The following is a 19690-nucleotide window of genomic DNA, read 5'->3' on the forward strand; positions in this document are numbered from 1 at the left end:
TTTAAATACATGATAACATCTTGAAATTATGAATAATGATAATAAAAATCTTTCAGCCTCATCAAAGCACAAAAAGAATCTATTGATTGTACTTTGCTTAAGTGGTACATATATGATTGCAGAAGTAATAGGAGGTATTACAACAAAGAGTCTTGCGTTGTTAGCTGATGCAGCGCACATGTTGACAGATGTGGTAGGGCTATTTTTAGCATTCGTTGCTATCAAGATAGGTGAAAGAAAAGCAACTTCTCAGAAAACTTTTGGTTACTATAGAACAGAGATATTGGCTGCCGTTATTAATGCAGTTGTTTTATTAGGTATTTCTCTATATGTTTTGTTTGAAGCATATCAGAGATTTAGTAGTCCTCCAGAGGTACAAAGTACTCCTATGTTGATTGTAGCTGGGATTGGTTTAGTGGTAAATATCATTGGGATCATAATTATCCGTAAAGATTCTTCTGAGAGTCTAAATATGAAGGGCGCTTATTTTGAAGTTCTTTCAGATGGATTAACATCAATAGGAGTAATGATTGCAGGAATAATAATGTTAACAACAGGTTGGTATTATGCTGATCCATTAATTTCTGCTGCAATAGGTCTTTTAATATTTCCAAGGACTTGGAAACTTTTGAAAGAGGCTATAAATGTCCTCTTAGAAGGTACACCAAAAGATGTCAACATAGAAGATTTACGGAAATCTCTTGAATCCATAAATGGAGTCAAAAAATTACATGACCTGCATGTTTGGTCTCTTACTTCAGGTGTAAATGCAATGAGTTCACATGTCATTGCTGACCGTAGTGAGGATATGAATATTCTACTAAAAACACTTACAGAAATAGCTACTACTGATTTTAAAATTTCTCATACTACTTTTCAAATTGAAACAGAAGGACACAAAGAAAGCGAAGCACATCTTTAAAGATTTAAAATACTAATAATCAAAAATACTGGAATATGGAAAACAGATTTGATGTAATAATTGTTGGCTCTGACCTACGGATTATGAATCACTTCGGGAAGCTTGCTTGGCGGTTCATGGGATCGCTATCCACATTTAACTTTAAAATAAATCTATTCTCGGTATGAAACCTAAAAGTCTTTTTAAGAGCAGCTATGCATTGCTTACCAGATTTTTTCTATTATTTATCATAATGTCTTTTTTACTAAGGCTGGGATTTGTATTGTCCTCATTTCAAAAGGCTGAGTTTTCTGCAGTATCTTTTATTAGAGTATTTTTATTAGGACTTATATATGACATAGGGGTAGGTTTGTTTTTCATATTTCCATATAGCCTTTATTTGTTGATTTTGCCCCAACGATTGGTAGATTCTAGATTAAATAAAATCATTACCTACTTTTCTTTTTCTCTTGGTATATTGATTCTGTTTTTTTCCTTTTTTGCTGAAATAACTTTTTGGCAGGAATTTGAAAGCCGGTTTAATTTTATCGCTGTAGACTATCTTATTTACACTTACGAAGTAATTAATAATATCAATGAATCTTATCCCCTGCCCATATTAATTGCAGTGATGATTATTCTCACATTTTTTGTAATTTTTTTCTGTATCCGAAAAAAATATTTTTTTGATACTTTCAAAGGCACTACCATATTTTTGTCAAGGCTGAAAATAACGGTTGGAATTTTTGCAGCAACTCTTGTTTATGCTTTCTTAGTCGAAAACAATTTTGCGGATTTGAGTACCAACCGCTATCAAAATGAATTGTCAAAATCAGGAATCTATTCATTCTTTTCTGCTTATAATAATAATGAAATCAATTACGATCATTTTTATCAACTTATGGATAATAAGGATGCTTTTAAGATTATTAAAAATGATTTGAAAGACAGCAGTTCAATATTTCTGCAGAACAGTTTCTCAATCGAAAGAAAAATTAAACCTACCACAGCAACTATACAAAGACCTAATGTAATTATGATTACAATGGAAAGTTTCAGTGCAGATTTCATGAAAACTTTTGGAAATAATCAGGATATAACTCCGGTATTGGATTCGCTTGCAAAAGAAAGTGTTTTATTTACAAATATGTATGCTACAGGTACGAGGACGGTTCGAGGAATGGAAGCTCTCTCTCTCGCAATACCACCTACACCAGGTAATAGTATCGTCAGACGAAAAAATAATGACCAGCTGACAACAATAGGGTCAATTTTCAGTGAGCAGGGTTATGATACAAGTTTTTTTTACGGAGGGGACGGATATTTTGATAATATGAACAAGTATTTTGGGAATAACGGATATAACATTATTGATAGAAACAGAAATGCATTTGCAAGGGAAAACTATCTTGCGCCAAGAACTTCAATCGATGATAGAAATATTACTTTCGAAAACGCATGGGGGATATGTGACGAGGATCTTTACAATGAGGTAATCAGAAAATCAGATCAGCAATATAAAAGTGGCAAACCCTTCTACGACTTTGTTATGACTACGTCAAATCACCGACCGTTCACCTATCCGGATGGTAAAATTGATATTCCCTCTGGTTCAGGAAGAGAAGGAGCAGTTAAATATACAGATTATGCAATAGGAGCATTTCTGAAAAAGATAAAAAATAAGCCATGGTATAAAAATACTGTTATTGTTATTGTTGCAGACCACTGTGCTAGCAGCGCCGGGAAAAATGAAATTGATATATCAAAATACCACATTCCCGCGATGATTGTAAATCTTCAGGACAAGCAGTCTTTGAAAATCGATAAAATGTGTTCTCAAATTGATTTGTATCCTACTTTATTTAACTTTTTAGGATGGAAATATACAAGCAATCTGTATGGGAAAAATGTAATTAGCGACAACTATATTCCCAGAATATTTGTGGGAACTTACCAAAAACTTGCCTATATGGAGAATGATGATCTCGTCATCCTTTCACCCCAACAAAAAGTTGAGACTTTTAAATATATACAAGGAAAAAACGATCAGATTGCTGTATTACCTAAGCCGGAAATAATAAGAAGGGCAATTGCCAATTATCAAACAGCCTATTACCTTTATAAAAATAATGGTTTGAAGCAGAATAAAAAAAATAATTGATATGAATATGGATCTCCGCTTTGAGTTAATTATTGCAGCTAAACTCTTTTTGTCAATAGTATTAGGTTGTATTATAGGTTTTGAGAGGGAAACATCCCATAAAGATGCGGGAATCAGAACTTTTGGTGCAATTACCTTGGCTTCGTGTCTGTTTGTTGCAATTGCATCTCACCTTACAGATGATAAATCTGCTATTGCACGAATGCTCGCTGCGATAGCAACGGGACTCGGCTTTATCGGCGCAGGTTTGAGCTTTAAGGATAAAAGCAACAGTCTTATGGGGCTGACAACATCATCTGCCTTATGGGCTACGGCGGCAGTCGGCTCTGCAGTTGCTCTCAATATGTATGTACTGGCTATATTTTCTACCGTTTTAATTTACATATTATTATCTCTTAATAAATTCACATGGTTTAGAAAGATAATAAAAAGTAATATTTCAAACAAAAGTAAGCATGATGAAGGAAACGACGTTTAGCTTACTTTAAGATTTAAAAATGTAAACATTTAATCAAAATATTATGGAACACATTCACAAGTATGACGCAGAGGGCAAACAGCTATGCTGCTCTGCACAAGAGGAAAAGATTGATAAAAAGGCTGATAATCTCCTGGAAAAATCGAAACATACAGCGAACGACGGGCATGATCATGATCATAACGATGAAGACGGGCACGACCACGGAAGCACGGATAAGACTATTTTTCAAATGTTTTTACCATCAGTAATATCACTGGTGCTTCTATTAACGGGAATAGTATTTGATAATTACGTGAAAATTGAATGGTTTAATGGATGGATTAGGACAATATGGTATGTGGCTGCTTATGCTCCTGTTGGCCTTCCTGTTATAAAAGAAGCTATTGAAAGTATCGTAAAAGGTGATGTCTTTTCGGAATTTTTACTGATGACCATTGCTACTGTCGGCGCATTTATTATCGCAGAATATCCTGAAGGTGTTGCTGTAATGTTGTTCTATGCTGTAGGAGAGACCTTTCAAACTCTCGCAGTTACAAGGGCTAAGAGTAATATTAAAGCTTTACTTGACCAGCGCCCAGATGAGGTTACAATTTTGGAGAATAATATTCCTAAAACTATAAAAGCTGCACAAGCTAAAATAGGAGAGATTATTCAATTGAAACCTGGTGAAAAATTAGCGTTGGACGGTGAATTGCTAAGTGATTCGGCATCCTTTAACACCGCTGCTTTAACAGGCGAAAGTAAACCAGATACGAAAAGCAAAGGGGAGTCAGTTTTAGCAGGAATGATCAATCTGACGAGCGTCGCACAAGTAAAAATCACTACTGCTTACGAAGATAGTAAATTAAGTAAGATTTTGGAATTGGTACAGAATGCCACATCACAAAAAGCACCTACAGAACTTTTTATCAGAAAATTTGCTCGTATATATACACCTATAGTCGTCTTATTGGCAATTTTAATCTGCGTTGTACCATATTTCATTGTTGATGATTATGTATTTAGAGATTGGTTGTATCGTGCGCTGGTATTTTTAGTGATCTCATGCCCTTGTGCATTGGTAATATCGATTCCTTTAGGATATTTCGGAGGGATTGGTGCCGCAAGCAGAAATGGGATTTTATTTAAAGGAAGTAATTTTCTCGATAAAATTGCTGAGATACAAAACGTTGTAATGGACAAAACCGGAACAATGACTGAAGGTGTTTTTAAAGTTCAGGAAGTTAAAATTCTGCCAGGTTTTGACCAGGACGAAATTCTTAAGCTGGTAAATGCACTGGAGAGTAAGTCAACGCATCCTGTCGCAACCGCTATTCATGAGTATGTTGGAGAAATTGATAGTTCTATCAATCTTGAGAATACGGAAGAAATTGCAGGTCACGGTCTTATAGCGACTGTGAACGGAAAAGATTTGTTGGTAGGTAATTTTAAGCTAATGGATAAATTCAATATTAAATATGATATTGACCCTTCCACAATTGTTTATACTATCATCGCAATAGCATATGAAGGAAAATTTGCTGGCCTTATTACTATTGCAGACAGCATAAAAGAAGATGCAGGGATTACAATCAAAAAACTTCATAATCTTAATGTTAAGGTGACCATGCTCAGTGGGGATAAGAGTAGTGTGGTTAAATATGTTGCGCATAAGATAGGAATTGATAATGCTTTTGGAGATTTACTTCCGGAAGACAAAGTCAATAAAGTTAAAGAGATTAAAGCAAGAAAAGAGAGCGTTGCATTTGTTGGTGACGGGGTAAATGATGCACCAGTGGTTGCATTGAGTGACGTAGGAATTGCTATGGGTGGATTAGGAAGTGATGCGACTATTGAAACAGCCGATGTCGTAATTCAGGATGATAAACCGTCAAAAATTCCTATTGCAATTAATATTGGCAAACAGACAAAAAAGATAGTTTGGCAGAATATCATCCTAGCATTTGTAGTGAAAGCAATTGTACTTGTTCTGGGAGCCGGAGGGCTGGCAACGATGTGGGAAGCTGTTTTTGCTGATGTAGGAGTTTCACTTATTGCTATTCTGAATGCCGTAAGAATTCAGAAAATGAAATTTGAATAATTACTTTTCAGATTTTTTTAAATACTGTAATTCAATAAATAAAATGAAGTTTTTAAACCAGCCTCCAATATCTAACTAATCTTTAAATCAATATAATTCTATTGTTTTTATTCCGATTTTATATCGGAACAGCAATAACTATGTTCAGAAATAATTACAGAAATTAAATCAAAATGCATATTCCCATGACAAATTTATTCAAAAAATATATGCTCATAATATTGATGCAGATTTGTTGTTTAGCCTCAGCACAAGACAGTCTGAAGTTAAATACTGTAGATTACTATGATTCTTTAGAGGTATCTGATCTGAAACATCATCAATTAAGTTACAAGAAATTAATTATCCCGGCAAGCTTGATTACAGCCGGAGCCATCAGTTTTGCTGTTCCTCAGATGAAAGAAATAGATCGTGATGTTAGGGGAGAAGTGAACGAACATAATTTGTCCAATTCAAAACTGGATAATTATACACAGTACGTCCCTGCTGCAATGGTGTATGCCTTGAATTTAGCAGGGATGAAGGGTAAACATAATTTTAAAGAAAGAACAATTATTTTTGCAACCAGCCAGGCTTTGACAGCGGCTATTGTACTTCCAAGTAAGAAATTAATCGGAGAAGAGCGACCTGATAAATCCAATAATATGTCGTTTCCTTCGGGACATGCTGCTGTTGCCTTTTCGACTGCCCACTTTTTATTCCGTGAATATAAGGACACCAATTACTGGCTTGGAATATCGGGATATTCATTTGCGGTTTTTACAAGTGTATACCGGGTAATCAATAACAAACATTGGGTAACTGATGTATTTGCAGGTGCTGGAGTTGGGATATTGTCAACAGAACTAGCTTATTGGTTATATCCCAAAATCAATTCTTTGTTTAACATCAGCAAGGGTAAGTCTGCTTCGATGATTTCGCCATTTTATCAAAAATTTGATAAAACGAATATGATGGGGCTAAACTATCAATTGTCCTTTTAAAAGTAATATAATGAGTTTTAAAAGGACATTAAAAAGAAAAGCAATACGTAATAGTAAACATAGGGTTTCCTCAAAGGATATCTTTTATCTGATATGTTGTGCCCTTTTTTTTCTTTTGCTAATAATACATCAGACTTATAAATTTAGTGTTAAGTATACAAAAATTCATCCCAGACCATCTAACCATCAAACACACTCTAAATAGTTAAAATACAATGTATCATTTTCTGAATAATACTTAAGTATTCTCCAAACAATATTTTCCAAACAAAAATTCATTCAAACAACTTTTATTAACCTTTTATTTTTTAACATTAGCATGAAAAAATTATTACTAAATCTTTTGACGGGCTTTGTATTTTGTACAATCTCTGCACAAGCACCAACGAATTATTATGACGGAACAGCAGGTCTTTCTGGAGCAACCCTAAAATCAAAACTTAAAACAATAATTACCAATGGGCACCAAGACAAAGGGTATGCAGGATTATTAAATGCATTTCAAACTACAGACCGAGATTATTTTTATGAAAACGACGGAACTGTAATGGATATGTATTCAGAAAATCCACTTGGATCAGATCCATACAACTATAACCACGGTTCTAACCAGTGTGGTAATTACAGCAGTGAAGGAGATTGTTATAACAGGGAGCACGTAGTACCACAAAGCTTATTTAATCAAAACTTACCAATGAGATCTGATGTCCATTTTGTGACACCAACTGATGGCAAAGTAAACGGAATGCGATCAAATTACCCATTTGGAAAAGTAGGAACGGTTTCTTTTACTTCATTAAATGGCTCAAAATTAGGAAGTTCGGCTTCCGCAGGCTACGCAGGTACTGTTTTTGAACCAATAGATGAATTTAAGGGAGATATTGCAAGAATGATTTTATATTTTGTAACAAGATATGAAACACAACTTTCTGGTTTCAGCAATGGAAACATTTTAGGCTCTGTGGCATTTCCAGGTCTTCAAACTTGGGAACTCAAACAATTACTTGCGTGGAATGATGGAGATCCAGTCTCAGCTTTTGAAATAGCACGAAATAATGCAGCTTTCACATATCAGGGAAATAGGAATCCATATATAGACCGCCCTGAATTTGTTGCGCTGATTTGGGGAGCTTATATGGGTGTAGATGATGTTTCATCAATATCTAAAAATCTAACCATTGTTCCAAATCCAGTTAGAGGAAATGTCTTAAGAGTAACTGGCGAAAAAGATTTGAAAAAATTTAAAATTGCATTAATTATTAATTCTGCTGGACAAAATGTTCAAACAATTGAAAAACCATTTGAGAATGGGAATACAGTTAATTTGAAAAATCTACCAAAAGGAGTTTATTTTCTTAAATTAGATAATAGCAATACAAAATTTATTATAGAAGATTAAAAAAGCAAAAGGAAGTGTCCTAAAAGTCAGATAAACCTTCTGAGAATCAAATATTCATATACTCCTCCTGTATTGGGGCACAAATAAAACCAGCAAAAATTGAGGCTGTCCAAACTTTTCGGACAGCCTCTTTGCTTTTTTAATCTAGTAATTAATTGTATGCGTCGCCAAAAAAAGTTTGGACAGAATTATACCTCCGTTTCTTACACTATAAAAATCTTCTATTACGATTACTCTGAGTAGAACTCTTTTAAAATTTTTGGAATATGACTCTGTGTTAAATAAGATAAAAGTTCAAAAACCGAAATCCAGATTAAATATCACAGTAAAATTAGATTAATATAAACAAATTGTTAGATTAGTCTAACAATTTATTTATATTTGTAAAAAAAATAATCGTGAGTAAAAGATATTTATCTGTTTTTGTACTTTGCTATCTTGTTTTTATTATCGTGCAGGCTTGTGATAACCTTCATCCGGAAGCAATAGACGAAGGTGAATTACTAGATGGTCCAATTGAGGGTTTGTCTTATGCTGAAAACCAGCAATTTTTAAAAGGAGATATAGCTTTTAATGATGAAATTTTCACAGTTGAAAAAGGGCTTGGGCCTACATTTGTAGCAACAAGTTGCGGCAGTTGTCATGCCGGTGACGGAAAGGGCACACCTTTTTCTACGCTGACTCGTTTTGGGCAGGTTGACGAAACAGGTAATTTATTTTTACATTTAGGTGGTCCCCAATTACAGAATAGAGCGATACCGGGTTTTACTCCGGAGACAATTCCTTTCGGAGCGACATTTTCCAAATTTACTCCGCCTGCAAATACAGGATTGGGTTTTATTGAATTGGTATCCGATACAGATATCTTGGCAATGGCTGATCCTTTTGATGCAGATAATGATGGGATTTCAGGAGTTCCAAATTACATAGTGCTTCCAGGGTATCAAGCGCCATTCCCCTTTGCTATCCCAAAAGAAGGAAAGTATATTGGACGATTTGGTAAAAAAGCATCCACATACAGCTTACTTCAACAGACTGTTAATGCCTATAATCAAGATATGGGCATTGCTTCAACATTTAATCCTCAAGATGTTTATTCAGGAATGAACATTGACCCAGAGGTCTCTGACAAAACCATTGCAGATGTCGTATTTTATCTGCGTACATTAAAAACGCCGATTCAACGAGATCCAGAAAACAATAGTGTTAAGCAGGGGCAGGCTCTATTTACCCAAATAAGTTGCATTAAATGCCATGTCCCGGAATTAAAAACTTCATCATCTTCAATTTCAGCATTATCAAATAAAAAGTTTTACCCATACACAGATCTATTGCTTCATGATATGGGCAATGCTTTGGATGATGGATATACAGAAGGATCTGCAAAGACCTATGAATGGCGTACTCCTGCATTGTGGGGACTGGGTTTATCACCAAAATCACAAGGGGGGCAATATTTCTTAATGCATGATGGTAGAGCAAAAAGTATAGAGGAAGCTATACAACTGCATGGTGGAGAAGCTACAAATAGCAAAAATAAATACATGCAGTTATTATCTCAGGAGAAAGAAGCTATTATTAAATTTTTAAAATCATTATAAAAGTGGACAGACTTGAATTTATAAAAAAATGTGGTTTTGCCTGTTTGGGGCTTACTGCACTTCCTATCGTTCTTTCAGGGTGTATAAGCAATAAAATAGTTGCTGGAACAATTGAAGAAGATTACATTATATTGCCTTTGGTAGATTTTGTGGAAGCAAAATATCCAGATAAAAAACGTTCTTATGTCATCATTCAAAATGATATCCTGAAATATCCTATCTGCGTATTTCGTTTTTCAGAAACCGAATATGAGGCACTATGGATGCAATGTAGCCATCAGGGAAGCCAATTACAAGTGTTTGGAGACAAGCTCCAATGTCCTGCACACGGTAGCGAATTTACCAATAAAGGGCATGTACAAAATGGCCCTGCTGATAGGGCACTAAGAAAATTTCCGGTGTACATAGAATTCGATTTTTTGAAAATTTCTTTAAAGAAACCCGTATGAAAAAAATCCTCTACCTTACTGTATTTTTAATATTTCAAACAACCATAGCACAGGTCGATACTGAGCTATTAAAAAGAATTCCTGCAGACAGCGCCCAATCTTTAAATATGGATGCTGTCTACACACGCCCTTTCTTAGGCCTAGGAAAAGTACCTGTCTCTATCGGAGGCTATGCAGAAGTCAACTGGCAGCACATCAGTACCGACGGCGTATCAGAAGGACATCAATTTCAATTACGAAGAACGACACTTTTCGTATCTTCTTCAATTTCGTCCAAAATAAAATTTCTTAGTGAACTAGAATGGGAAGAAGGTGGTAAAGAGATTAATATTGAATTTGCTGCCATTGATGTGGAGCTCAATCCCCTGCTTAATTTGCGAGGAGGAATTATCATGAATCCAATTGGGGCTTTCAACCAAAATCATGATGGTCCGAAATGGGAATTTACTGATCGTCCTATATCAGCAACACAAATGTTGCCTGCAACATTTAGCAACGCCGGCTTTGGGTTATATGGAAAAATGTATAAAGCAGATTGGATGATTGGCTATGAAGCCTATCTTTCCGGAAATTTTGATAATTCAATTATTGATAATAGTCAGAACAAAACTTATTTGCCCGCTGCCAAAAGTAATCCGGAACGTTTTGAAGAAATCAACAGTGGCATCCCTCTTTTAACCGCCAAAATTGCTACAAGACATAAAAAAGCAGGAGAGATTGGAGTTTCTTATATGGGAGGTATTTATAATAAATTTCAGGATGATGGTCTCCAGATCGATGATAAAAGAAGTGTAAGGGTATTTGCATTGGATTATAATAATACACTTCCAAATTTGGGAACTTTTATTACTGCGGAATGGGCATGGGTAAAAGTAGATGTTCCTGAAACTTATACACAGCAATATGGGGATAGACAATATGGAGGATTTATTGATATTGTGCAACCCGTAGTTAAAAGAAAAATTCTAAGTTGGGAAAAAGCTGTTGTTAATGTTGCTTGCCGTTTTGAATATATAGATTGGAATGTAGGCCACTTTAGAGAAAATAACAGCAAAATTGGAGATGACCTATGGAGTGTAATGCCTGCAATTAGTTTAAGACCAAATGCACAGACTGTTTTTAGAATTAATTACAGATTTCAGAAACAAAAAGATGTTTTTGCAAATCCTTCATCAACCACGACAGGCTTCAGTTTCGGAATTTCTACCTATTTTTAATTTTTGGGAGATATTTTTTACGCAAAAATATCTTATATATAAAAGATAAAATGAAATAATAGGTGAGGAATTTAAGTATGAGAGTTTCAATTTTTTATTGGATAATTTAAATTTTTAATCAAGAGCATTGGGTGAAATTTTACTAAGAAGTTGAAATATATATAGCTAAGCTGTTGAAAATATATTTTTATTTGTAAATTTGTTATGTTGAAAAATTTAAGAATATATACGAGTGTGATAACACTATTTTGTTTGGGTTTCTTTTTGATACCCTTTCAAAGCTATGCCTGTTCCAAAAAATCAACAAGCACTGAAAAAAAATCCTGCTCAAAAGAAAAATCTGAAAAATTGCACTACAAAGACAGTTGCAAGTACAAGTCAGATAAAAAATGTGACGATGGTAACAACTGCGATGGCAATTGTAAACACAGCTCTTGCAGATGCAGTACTACTTCATCTTTTGTCAGCTTACTAATACCATTTGATTTAAATATAACAGACCCTTTTGCTGAAAACAAAAAGCAAAAATTCGGGTTTGAACAAGTCAACTATACTTTAGGTTACTCATCCATTTGGCAACCACCTAAAATAGGCTAAAACGGAGGCTTTACAGCCAAAGTTATGTCTTGTCGAAAACCAAATCCGGTTTTCGCACCCCTTTTGTATTTCTTATTAAATTAAAAATTTTCAAAATGAAATCATTATCAAAAATAATGGTGGTAATCGCCGTATTACTATCATCAATAAACAGTTTCGCACAACTCAAGAATGCGAAAACAGAAACCGTGAAAATTTACGGCAATTGCGGTATGTGTAAAGCCACTATCGAAAAAGCAGGCAATGTGAATAAGGTAGCCAGTGTAGAATGGAATGAAGACACAAAAATAGCTAAACTCACTTATGACAGCGGTAAGACCAATCAGGATGAAATATTGAAACGTATTGCTTTGGCAGGCTATGACAGCGAAAAGTTTTTAGCTCCGGATGATGTGTATGCTAAACTTTCAGGATGTTGTCAATACAGCAGGGAATTAAAACCGGTCGCAAAATCTAATGATGCAGGTATGGATATGAAAAACGAACACGCAAATCATAACGAAATGGCAACAACAAAAACTGCCGATGCCCAAAATGCACCACAATTGAAAACTATTTTTGATAATTATTTTTCAGTGAAAGATGCTTTGGTAAAAAATGATGCAGGCAATTCATCCACAAAAGCTGCCGAATTGGTGAAAGCCATCAAAGCGATAGAAATGGTAAAACTTTCTACCGAAGAGCATACCGTTTGGATGAAAGTAATGAAAGACTTGACTTCAAATACCGAAAAGATTGCTGCTTCTAAAAATGTTGCACAACAAAAGGAAGCATTCGCTTTGCTTTCTAAGAATATGTATGAGTTGGCTAAGGCATCAAAGCAGGAGATCCCTGTATATTATCAGCATTGCCCGATGTATAATAACGGGAAAGGAGCAAATTGGCTGAGCAAGGAAGAAGCGATTAAGAATCCATATTATGGCTCTAAAATGCTTACCTGTGGCAGCGTACAAGAAATCATAAACAACAAATAACCACGGAATTATGGAAGGTATTGAAAACAAACACGAAATGCAACCTAGTATTAAAAATGAAGTACATAGTGTTAAACATTCTTTGGCAATGTACAAACGCTTTGCAATTATGGCGGTTGTTATGTTCGCAGCAATGTATTTTATAATGTATGCAATGATTGATGGATTAAACAATCTTATACCCAACATTAATAATTTATATATGACTTTGCTAATGGTTTCTGCAATGTTGATAATAGAATTATGGATAATGAAGGGTATGTACGAAAACACGAAAATCAATTGGAGTATTATCATACTTTCAGCTGCAATAGGTATCTTTTCATGGTTTGGTATTCGGAAGCAGTTATTTGTTGGTGATAATGAATTTGTAAAAGGTATGATCCCACACCATGCAGCGGCAGTATTAATGTCTGAAAAAGCAAACCTTACTGACCCCGAACTGATACAGTTGCAAAAAGACATACTCAAAACCCAAGCAGAAGAAATCGAATTTATGAAGCGAAAGCTTAAAGAATTTGAAAATAAATAACAAAAAAATTACACATTATTATTTAAAATCATTAAAATGAAAAATTTAATATTCTCCATCATAGGAACGGCTACAATTGCAGTTGCCACAATTTCGTGCAACGAGTCATCAAATAAAAATACGGAAACAAAAGCTAATGATACTAGTATTAATTCCGAAAATCTACCAGTTGAAACACAAACGCTAAGCGATACAGCAAGTACAACTGCATCAATTGACACGATGACGGAAAAAGTTGAAAAACAAGATGTAAAAGACAAGGTTCAAAACTTCTCTATAGCGCCCATAATAAAAGATTATTTGGCATTAAAAAATGCACTTGTAGGAGATAATGATAAAGCAGCAGCCAATGCAGGTAAGCAATTATTGGTAACATTTAATCAGATAAATATGAAAGCCATTCCTGCCGACAAGTACAAAAAATATATGGACATTGCTGACGATGCCAAAGAACATGCCGAACATATTGGTGCCAATGCCGGAAAAATAGGTCACCAACGAGAGCATTTGGCATTAATGAGTAAAGATATTTCAGACCTTATCACATTGTTTGGCTCTACTCAAAAATTGTATCAAGACTTCTGCCCAATGTATAATGATGGTAAAGGAGCTGTTTGGATTAGCGAAGCAAAGGTAATTAAAAATCCTTATTACGGTAGCCAAATGCTTACCTGCGGTTCTGTGAAAAAGGAATTCTAAAATGAAAAAAGTATTAAAGATAATTTTGCCTATAGTGCTGTTTATTTTTATTGCTATACAGTTTTACCAGCCTGCCCTCAATGTAAACAAGGGGCAGGTTTACGAAACAGATTTTGAAAAAGTTTATGACGTTCCATTAAATGTCCAAAGCATTTTACAAAATGCATGTTACGATTGCCACAGTAACAACACAAGAAATATTTGGTATTCGGATATTCAACCTATGGCATTGTTTATGAAAAGGCATATTGGTAGAGGAAAAGAAAAATTAAACTTTAGTGAATTTGGCAATTTAGGTAGGCGAAGGCAAATAAGTAAATTGGAAGGAATAGCAAACCAAATTAAAAACGATGAAATGCCGTTAGCTTCTTATAAAATATTGCATAGCAATGCAAAGCTTTCACGGGGGCAAAAAAAAATCGTCATAGATTGGATTAGCAAGACAGCCGATAGCCTTTCGACCATAAATTAAAAACAATGCGTAAAATATAAAGCAGAAAACCACGCAATGTTGCCATAAATGCAATTTTTTTAAAATCAATAAAAATAATCAATGAAAAAGATAACACTAATATTATTCATCCTTTCTGCATTTTCCTGTTTACAAGCACAAGATATGAAAGCTATGGATATGAGTAAAGAAAAGTTTCAGCAAATAACTTATACTTGCTCAATGCATCCCGAAATACATGCCACGAAACCAGGTAACTGCCCAAAGTGTGGTATGAAATTAATAAAAGAAAAGGCTAAAACGGTAAAACAGTCATCAAACAAAGAGAACGTTGGAATGCCGAATCTCACAAAGGAGCAGCCAAAAAAGGTAGACAAAATGCAGAATATGTCGATGCCTATTGAAATGCCTCGAACTCTAAAAAGAAGGGTAGAAGCCACTGCACCAAAAACTGTTCGCTACGATTTATTTGTTAAAGATACCCTTGTAAACTATGCAGGTAAAGAAAAAAGAGCCATCTCCGTAAATGGTCAAATTCCAATGCCTACATTAACATTTACTGAAGGCGATACAGCCGAAATTGTAGTACATAACCAATTAAAAGAAAGCACATCATTGCATTGGCACGGTGTGTTCTTACCCAATAAGGAAGATGGCGTGCCTTGGCTTACTCAAAAGCCCATTAAGGCAGGTACAACTTATACTTATCGTTTCCCAATTATCCAACACGGTACACATTGGTATCATTCACATTCGGGCTTGCAAGAGCAGATTGGGATGTACGGAAGTTTTATAATGAAAAAGCGTGATGATGATACAACCTTTAGAGAAGGAATAGATGATTTGCCAACTGTGCCCATCATTTTAAGCGAATGGACAAATTTAAATCCCAATAACATTAATAGAATGCTGCATAATGCCAACGATTGGGCGGCTATAAAAAAAGGAGCAACACAATCTTATGCGGAAGCTATTAGAGAAGGACATTTTAAAACAAAATTAACCAATGAATGGAAACGTATGTTGGCAATGGACGTAAGCGATGTCTATTATGATAAGATATTAATCAACGGTAATCCTACTACCGATTTAAAAACCGTTGATGGAAAAGCACTAAAAGCCGGAGATAAAGTAAGACTAAGGGTATCAAACGGCGGGGCTTCATCCTATTTTTGGTTACGATATGCAGGAGGTAAAATTACAGTAGTCGCCAATGATGGAAACGATGTAGAGCCTCTGGAGGTTGATAGATTAATCATTGCAGTTTCCGAAACTTATGATATTGTAGTAACCATTCCTGATGACGGCGTTGCCTATGAGTTTTCGGCCACTACCGAAGACCGCACACAATCAGCAAGTTATTTTGTGGGTAATGGTATCAAACAATTAATATCACCGCTTCCAAGATTGAAATATTTTGAAGGGATGAAGATGATGAACGATATGATGAAGATGAATGGTGATTTAGATGATATGGGAATGAAAATGAGCCTGAATCAAATGGATATGAATGTTGTGATGTATCCTGAAATTACGGGATTGTCAGGGAAAAAACCAGACCATAGCAAGCACGAGAGTATGAATATGGATAACGACCCCAACCGTTACAATGCAAATGCTTTAGGAGAAATCAAAACCCTGAATTATGCAATGCTACAATCGCCCTATAATACAGAACTTCCCAAAGATGCTCCGGTAAAGGAATTAAAATTTACACTTACCGGAAATATGAACCGCTATGTGTGGAGTATGGATAATAAAATTCTTTCAGAAGTTGATAAAATACCTGTCAAAAAGGGTGAAATTCTACGTATTACCATTTATAATAATTCTATGATGCGACATCCTATGCACTTACACGGGTTCGATTTCAGAGTGATTAACGGTAAAGGCGAAAAATCTCCACTGAAAAATGTGTTGGATATTATGCCGATGGAAACAGATACCATTGAGTTTTTAGCGAATGAAGAAGGAGATTGGTTTTTTCACTGTCATATCCTTTATCATATGATGTCCGGAATGAACAGAGTTTTTGCAGTGGACGATTATCAAAATCCTAATTTACCTGACAAAGAGAAGGCATATAATATGTTGCAGCGAGAGAGTAATATGCCTCATTTTATGGCACAGAATGATTTTGCAACCAATGGAAATGATGGTGACGCAATGCTTCAGAACGCAAGATGGAGTTTAGGTACAGAATGGCGTCTAGGTTATAATGATATGCACGGTTATGAAGTAGAAACACACTTAGGTAGATACATTGGTAAAATGCAATGGTTTATGCCATTCATCGGTTATGATTGGCGTTACCGAAAAATGGGTATGGATGAGCACGAAACAAATTTATTTGGACAGAAAAATGAAAAAGATACACGCAGAGCTTTTAGTCTAGGTTTTATGTACACTTTGCCAATGTTGGTTAATTTTCAGGCAGAAGTCTATCACGATGGCATTGTACGTCTGTCATTAATGCGTGAAGATATTCCGATTTCAAAAAGATTAAGAGCAGGCTTTATGGTAAACACTGATATGGAATATATGGCAGAACTTAGATACATCATTACCAAAAACATTGGTATCCGTACACATTATGATAGTGATATGGGTTTTGGTGTAGGAATGGCATTTACATACTAAATAGCAGCTGGAAAAATGAACTATTAAAAATGTTTACAATAACAGAACCTTAATTATACTAATTCAAACAATGCATAGTTATTTTCAGAACAAATAACAGTTTCAGAAAACCGCTGATCTGTGTGCATTGTTTGATTTAAAAAAAAATCAATGTTTCGGAACTAAATGAGTTGATTTCATAGTTAAATATTGCAAAATTAGAAACAGAATTATCGAGATTGATAGCTGAAGACTGTTTCTTAGCTTGAGTAAAAGAGATGTAGGTTGTATATAAGTAATCTAGGTATAGATATAAAAACAAAAAGATGTATTAGTGTTTTGATATCATTACTTTGTGATGTTTTTATTAAGATATCTGAAAAATTGTTGGTCTTTTAGGACAAGATATTTTTTTTTTTATACAAATATCTAAATTTTTACAATCAAAGCGACCTTGTTTTTTGCATAGAATGCAAAGAAACTTCTTAACTCGTTTTTTAAAATATAATAAGATTTCAAATTAACTGCAAAGCTAATTCGATTATCTTCTTATAATGTAAGGAATAATTTTGATATAAATCAGTTCAAAGAGAATTTCTACAATGGTCTGAGTTACAATTACCACTCCAACTAATTGATTATCGGGGGAAGGAAGAGAAAGTGCTAGAGGTAAAACAACTAATGAATTTCTCGTACTTGTCGAAAAAGCTATTGCCCTTGTTCCATAAAGATTTACCTTAAATATTTTGGATGATAGCATACCAATAAATGGCGCACATATGGCAAATGCAATATAAATAGGGATAACAGTTAAAATCGGTTCAGGATTATTGTAAAGTGATGAAATTTGAGACGCAGTAACAACAAAAAATGTCAACGCCATAAATGGAACTGGCAACCAGCTCGAAAAGTCCATTATTGTATTTCCTATTTTATTGTTAGCTTTTGAAGCTGTCTGCGTTAAAACTGATAATATAAAAGGTATAATTATCAAGTAAATAAAAGATTTAACAAAAGGAGTAATTTGGATTATGTTGATTACTTCTCTTCCCAAGAAAATCCATAGAAATAAGGGTAACAACAACATCTGAATGATAAATAATAAGGGTGTTGAAGCTAGGACAGATTGAGAATCACCTTTTCCTAAGAACGTAAATACAATTACATAATCTATACAAGGTGTCAAAAGAACTAAAAGAACGCCAACACTAATTACAATTGTTACAGGAAATATATTTATTAAAACCCAAACAAGTAATGGTATCAGTACGAAATTTCCAAGTAAAAGAGCTTTAAAAAAAGACGGATTTTGAAATGTTTTTTTTAGTTTCAAAAATGGTATCTGACAAAACATACTATAAAGCAAAATTCCAATAACTGGTTCAATTGTATAGTGTCTCAAGAATTTTGCTATTACCCCAATTCAGTCCAATAATAGCACTTATTAAAAGTGTGGCTATATATATACCAATTTGTCTTTTTTCGAGTATTTCTTTAGTAATCATTAGTTATAGCAAATTTTTTTAGATTGAATACTAAAATTCAATTCTGTTTTAATACCGTCAACAACTTTAGTTTTTAATTAAGTTTTACCTTTTCATCCATTGACAGGTATTGCAAAAGTATAAAAATCAAAGCATTCTATTCAGTTTAATAACTTTGTATGTTCCAAGGAATTTATATGCAAAAACTTTTTTTAGTTCTCTCCTCTCAATAATCTTATTAGAAAATATACACGTTTTAAATTAAGATTTATCCAATTTAGTAGGGTAGGTAAAATAACATCAAATTAACTTCGGTTTTGAATAATTGTAATTTTCTTTAGTAGATAAAATTGACAAAATGGAATTCTTAGAGATTTTTTAATCTTTTGTGCTAAATATACTTTCGATAGGAATATGACTCGTATTTGCCAGCTCAAAAATGTTTCCAGTTTTAAGTTCATCGATTATTTTCATATATTAAGATAATTATTGTTTTTTATTCAATTAAATTTAAAAATTGCTTCAGGTTTGCTAATACATATAAATAATTCATTCATTTTTTTTAGCCTTCCATAAACTCGAAACTCTCATTAAGATTCAATTATCTAATTCTGAATAATATTCTTTAAAATCAAAAACTATGTCAAATAGCTCCTTAGGATGAATACGTAAACCAGTTGCTATTTCAATAAAAGTGCTTAATTGACAATCTATCTTATCATTTGACACATCACTAATTCGCGCCGCGGTAATATTGCACTTGGCCGCAATTTTAGAATAAGGCATATCACCTTTAATTTCTTTAATTCTTTCAGCGACTAATTTCTTGATTTCGTTAGTCTTAAATTCACTCATAATTGCACTGTTTATTGCAATTTCACATTTATTACAATATTTATCATTACCGAATTCGGTAATGATAAATATTTTTATTATATTTGGAACAAATTACTTATTAAAGTAATTTTGCGATACTTCAAAGAATTATAGAAGCTATTGCTTAGAACCTCGTACTAGAAAATCGCCAATTTTCAAAACAAATGCAACGAGACCATAAGTAAA

The 19690-nt window shown here is 34.1% G+C and carries 17 protein-coding genes; 15 read left to right on the forward strand and 2 right to left on the reverse strand.

What is annotated here, in order from left to right:
• The first annotated feature begins 28 nt into the window (after window positions 1-28).
• From NBX25_RS05065 to NBX25_RS05135, 15 genes are all read left to right on the forward strand, one after another.
• Window positions 29-922, forward strand: a complete 894-nt coding sequence (locus NBX25_RS05065) for a cation diffusion facilitator family transporter (protein ID WP_002981213.1) — start codon at window positions 29-31, stop codon at window positions 920-922.
• 232 nt (window positions 923-1154) lie between these two features.
• Window positions 1155-3062 (forward strand): LTA synthase family protein, encoded by a 1908-nt coding sequence (locus tag NBX25_RS05070; protein ID WP_225875511.1) that lies wholly within the window; start codon window positions 1155-1157, stop codon window positions 3060-3062.
• Between the two features lies 1 nt (window position 3063).
• Window positions 3064-3540, forward strand: a complete 477-nt coding sequence (locus tag NBX25_RS05075) for an MgtC/SapB family protein (RefSeq protein WP_002981210.1) — start codon at window positions 3064-3066, stop codon at window positions 3538-3540.
• A 43-nt stretch (window positions 3541-3583) separates the two neighbouring features.
• A complete protein-coding gene (locus NBX25_RS05080; RefSeq protein ID WP_002981207.1) occupies window positions 3584-5623 on the forward strand; it encodes a heavy metal translocating P-type ATPase in 2040 nt (679 codons plus the stop codon).
• A 185-nt stretch (window positions 5624-5808) separates the two neighbouring features.
• Window positions 5809-6606 (forward strand): phosphatase PAP2 family protein, encoded by a 798-nt coding sequence (locus tag NBX25_RS05085; protein WP_123901653.1) that lies wholly within the window; start codon window positions 5809-5811, stop codon window positions 6604-6606.
• Between the two features lie 319 nt (window positions 6607-6925).
• Window positions 6926-8005: an endonuclease gene (locus tag NBX25_RS05090; protein ID WP_002981203.1), complete on the forward strand. Its 1080-nt coding sequence runs from the start codon at window positions 6926-6928 to the stop codon at window positions 8003-8005.
• A gap of 398 nt (window positions 8006-8403) precedes the next feature.
• On the forward strand, window positions 8404-9606 hold the full coding sequence (locus NBX25_RS05095; protein WP_002981201.1) for a di-heme oxidoredictase family protein: 1203 nt from the start codon (window positions 8404-8406) through the stop codon (window positions 9604-9606).
• A gap of 2 nt (window positions 9607-9608) precedes the next feature.
• Window positions 9609-10055, forward strand: a complete 447-nt coding sequence (locus NBX25_RS05100) for a Rieske (2Fe-2S) protein (protein ID WP_002981199.1) — start codon at window positions 9609-9611, stop codon at window positions 10053-10055.
• Complete coding sequence (locus NBX25_RS05105) at window positions 10052-11272, forward strand: hypothetical protein (protein ID WP_002981197.1); 1221 nt, start codon at window positions 10052-10054, stop codon at window positions 11270-11272. Before NBX25_RS05100 ends, NBX25_RS05105 begins: the two co-directional genes overlap by 4 nt.
• A gap of 283 nt (window positions 11273-11555) precedes the next feature.
• Window positions 11556-11747: a hypothetical protein gene (locus NBX25_RS05110; RefSeq protein WP_002981195.1), complete on the forward strand. Its 192-nt coding sequence runs from the start codon at window positions 11556-11558 to the stop codon at window positions 11745-11747.
• A 217-nt stretch (window positions 11748-11964) separates the two neighbouring features.
• The gene (locus NBX25_RS05115) at window positions 11965-12843 is read left to right on the forward strand and encodes a DUF3347 domain-containing protein (protein ID WP_250253003.1); all 879 of its coding nucleotides are present in this window, start codon (window positions 11965-11967) and stop codon (window positions 12841-12843) included.
• 10 nt (window positions 12844-12853) lie between these two features.
• A complete protein-coding gene (locus tag NBX25_RS05120; RefSeq protein ID WP_002981191.1) occupies window positions 12854-13375 on the forward strand; it encodes a DUF305 domain-containing protein in 522 nt (173 codons plus the stop codon).
• Between the two features lie 36 nt (window positions 13376-13411).
• Complete coding sequence (locus NBX25_RS05125) at window positions 13412-14074, forward strand: DUF3347 domain-containing protein (RefSeq protein ID WP_002981188.1); 663 nt, start codon at window positions 13412-13414, stop codon at window positions 14072-14074.
• Between the two features lies 1 nt (window position 14075).
• The gene (locus NBX25_RS05130; protein ID WP_002981186.1) at window positions 14076-14546 is read left to right on the forward strand and encodes a heme-binding domain-containing protein; all 471 of its coding nucleotides are present in this window, start codon (window positions 14076-14078) and stop codon (window positions 14544-14546) included.
• 81 nt (window positions 14547-14627) lie between these two features.
• Window positions 14628-17165 (forward strand): multicopper oxidase domain-containing protein, encoded by a 2538-nt coding sequence (locus tag NBX25_RS05135; protein ID WP_002981185.1) that lies wholly within the window; start codon window positions 14628-14630, stop codon window positions 17163-17165.
• A gap of 520 nt (window positions 17166-17685) precedes the next feature.
• Here the strand turns inward: NBX25_RS05135 and NBX25_RS05140 are convergent.
• Window positions 17686-18546 carry an arsenic resistance protein gene (locus tag NBX25_RS05140; protein ID WP_002981184.1) on the reverse strand — a complete coding sequence of 287 codons (861 nt, stop codon included), beginning with the start codon at window positions 18544-18546 and terminating at the stop codon, window positions 17686-17688.
• Between the two features lie 679 nt (window positions 18547-19225).
• On the reverse strand, window positions 19226-19483 hold the full coding sequence (locus NBX25_RS05145; protein ID WP_002981182.1) for a hypothetical protein: 258 nt from the start codon (window positions 19481-19483) through the stop codon (window positions 19226-19228).
• Window positions 19484-19690 lie beyond the last annotated feature (207 nt).

Source organism: Chryseobacterium sp. Marseille-Q3244 (assembly GCF_940807095.1).
In the GTDB taxonomy this organism is placed as follows: domain Bacteria; phylum Bacteroidota; class Bacteroidia; order Flavobacteriales; family Weeksellaceae; genus Chryseobacterium.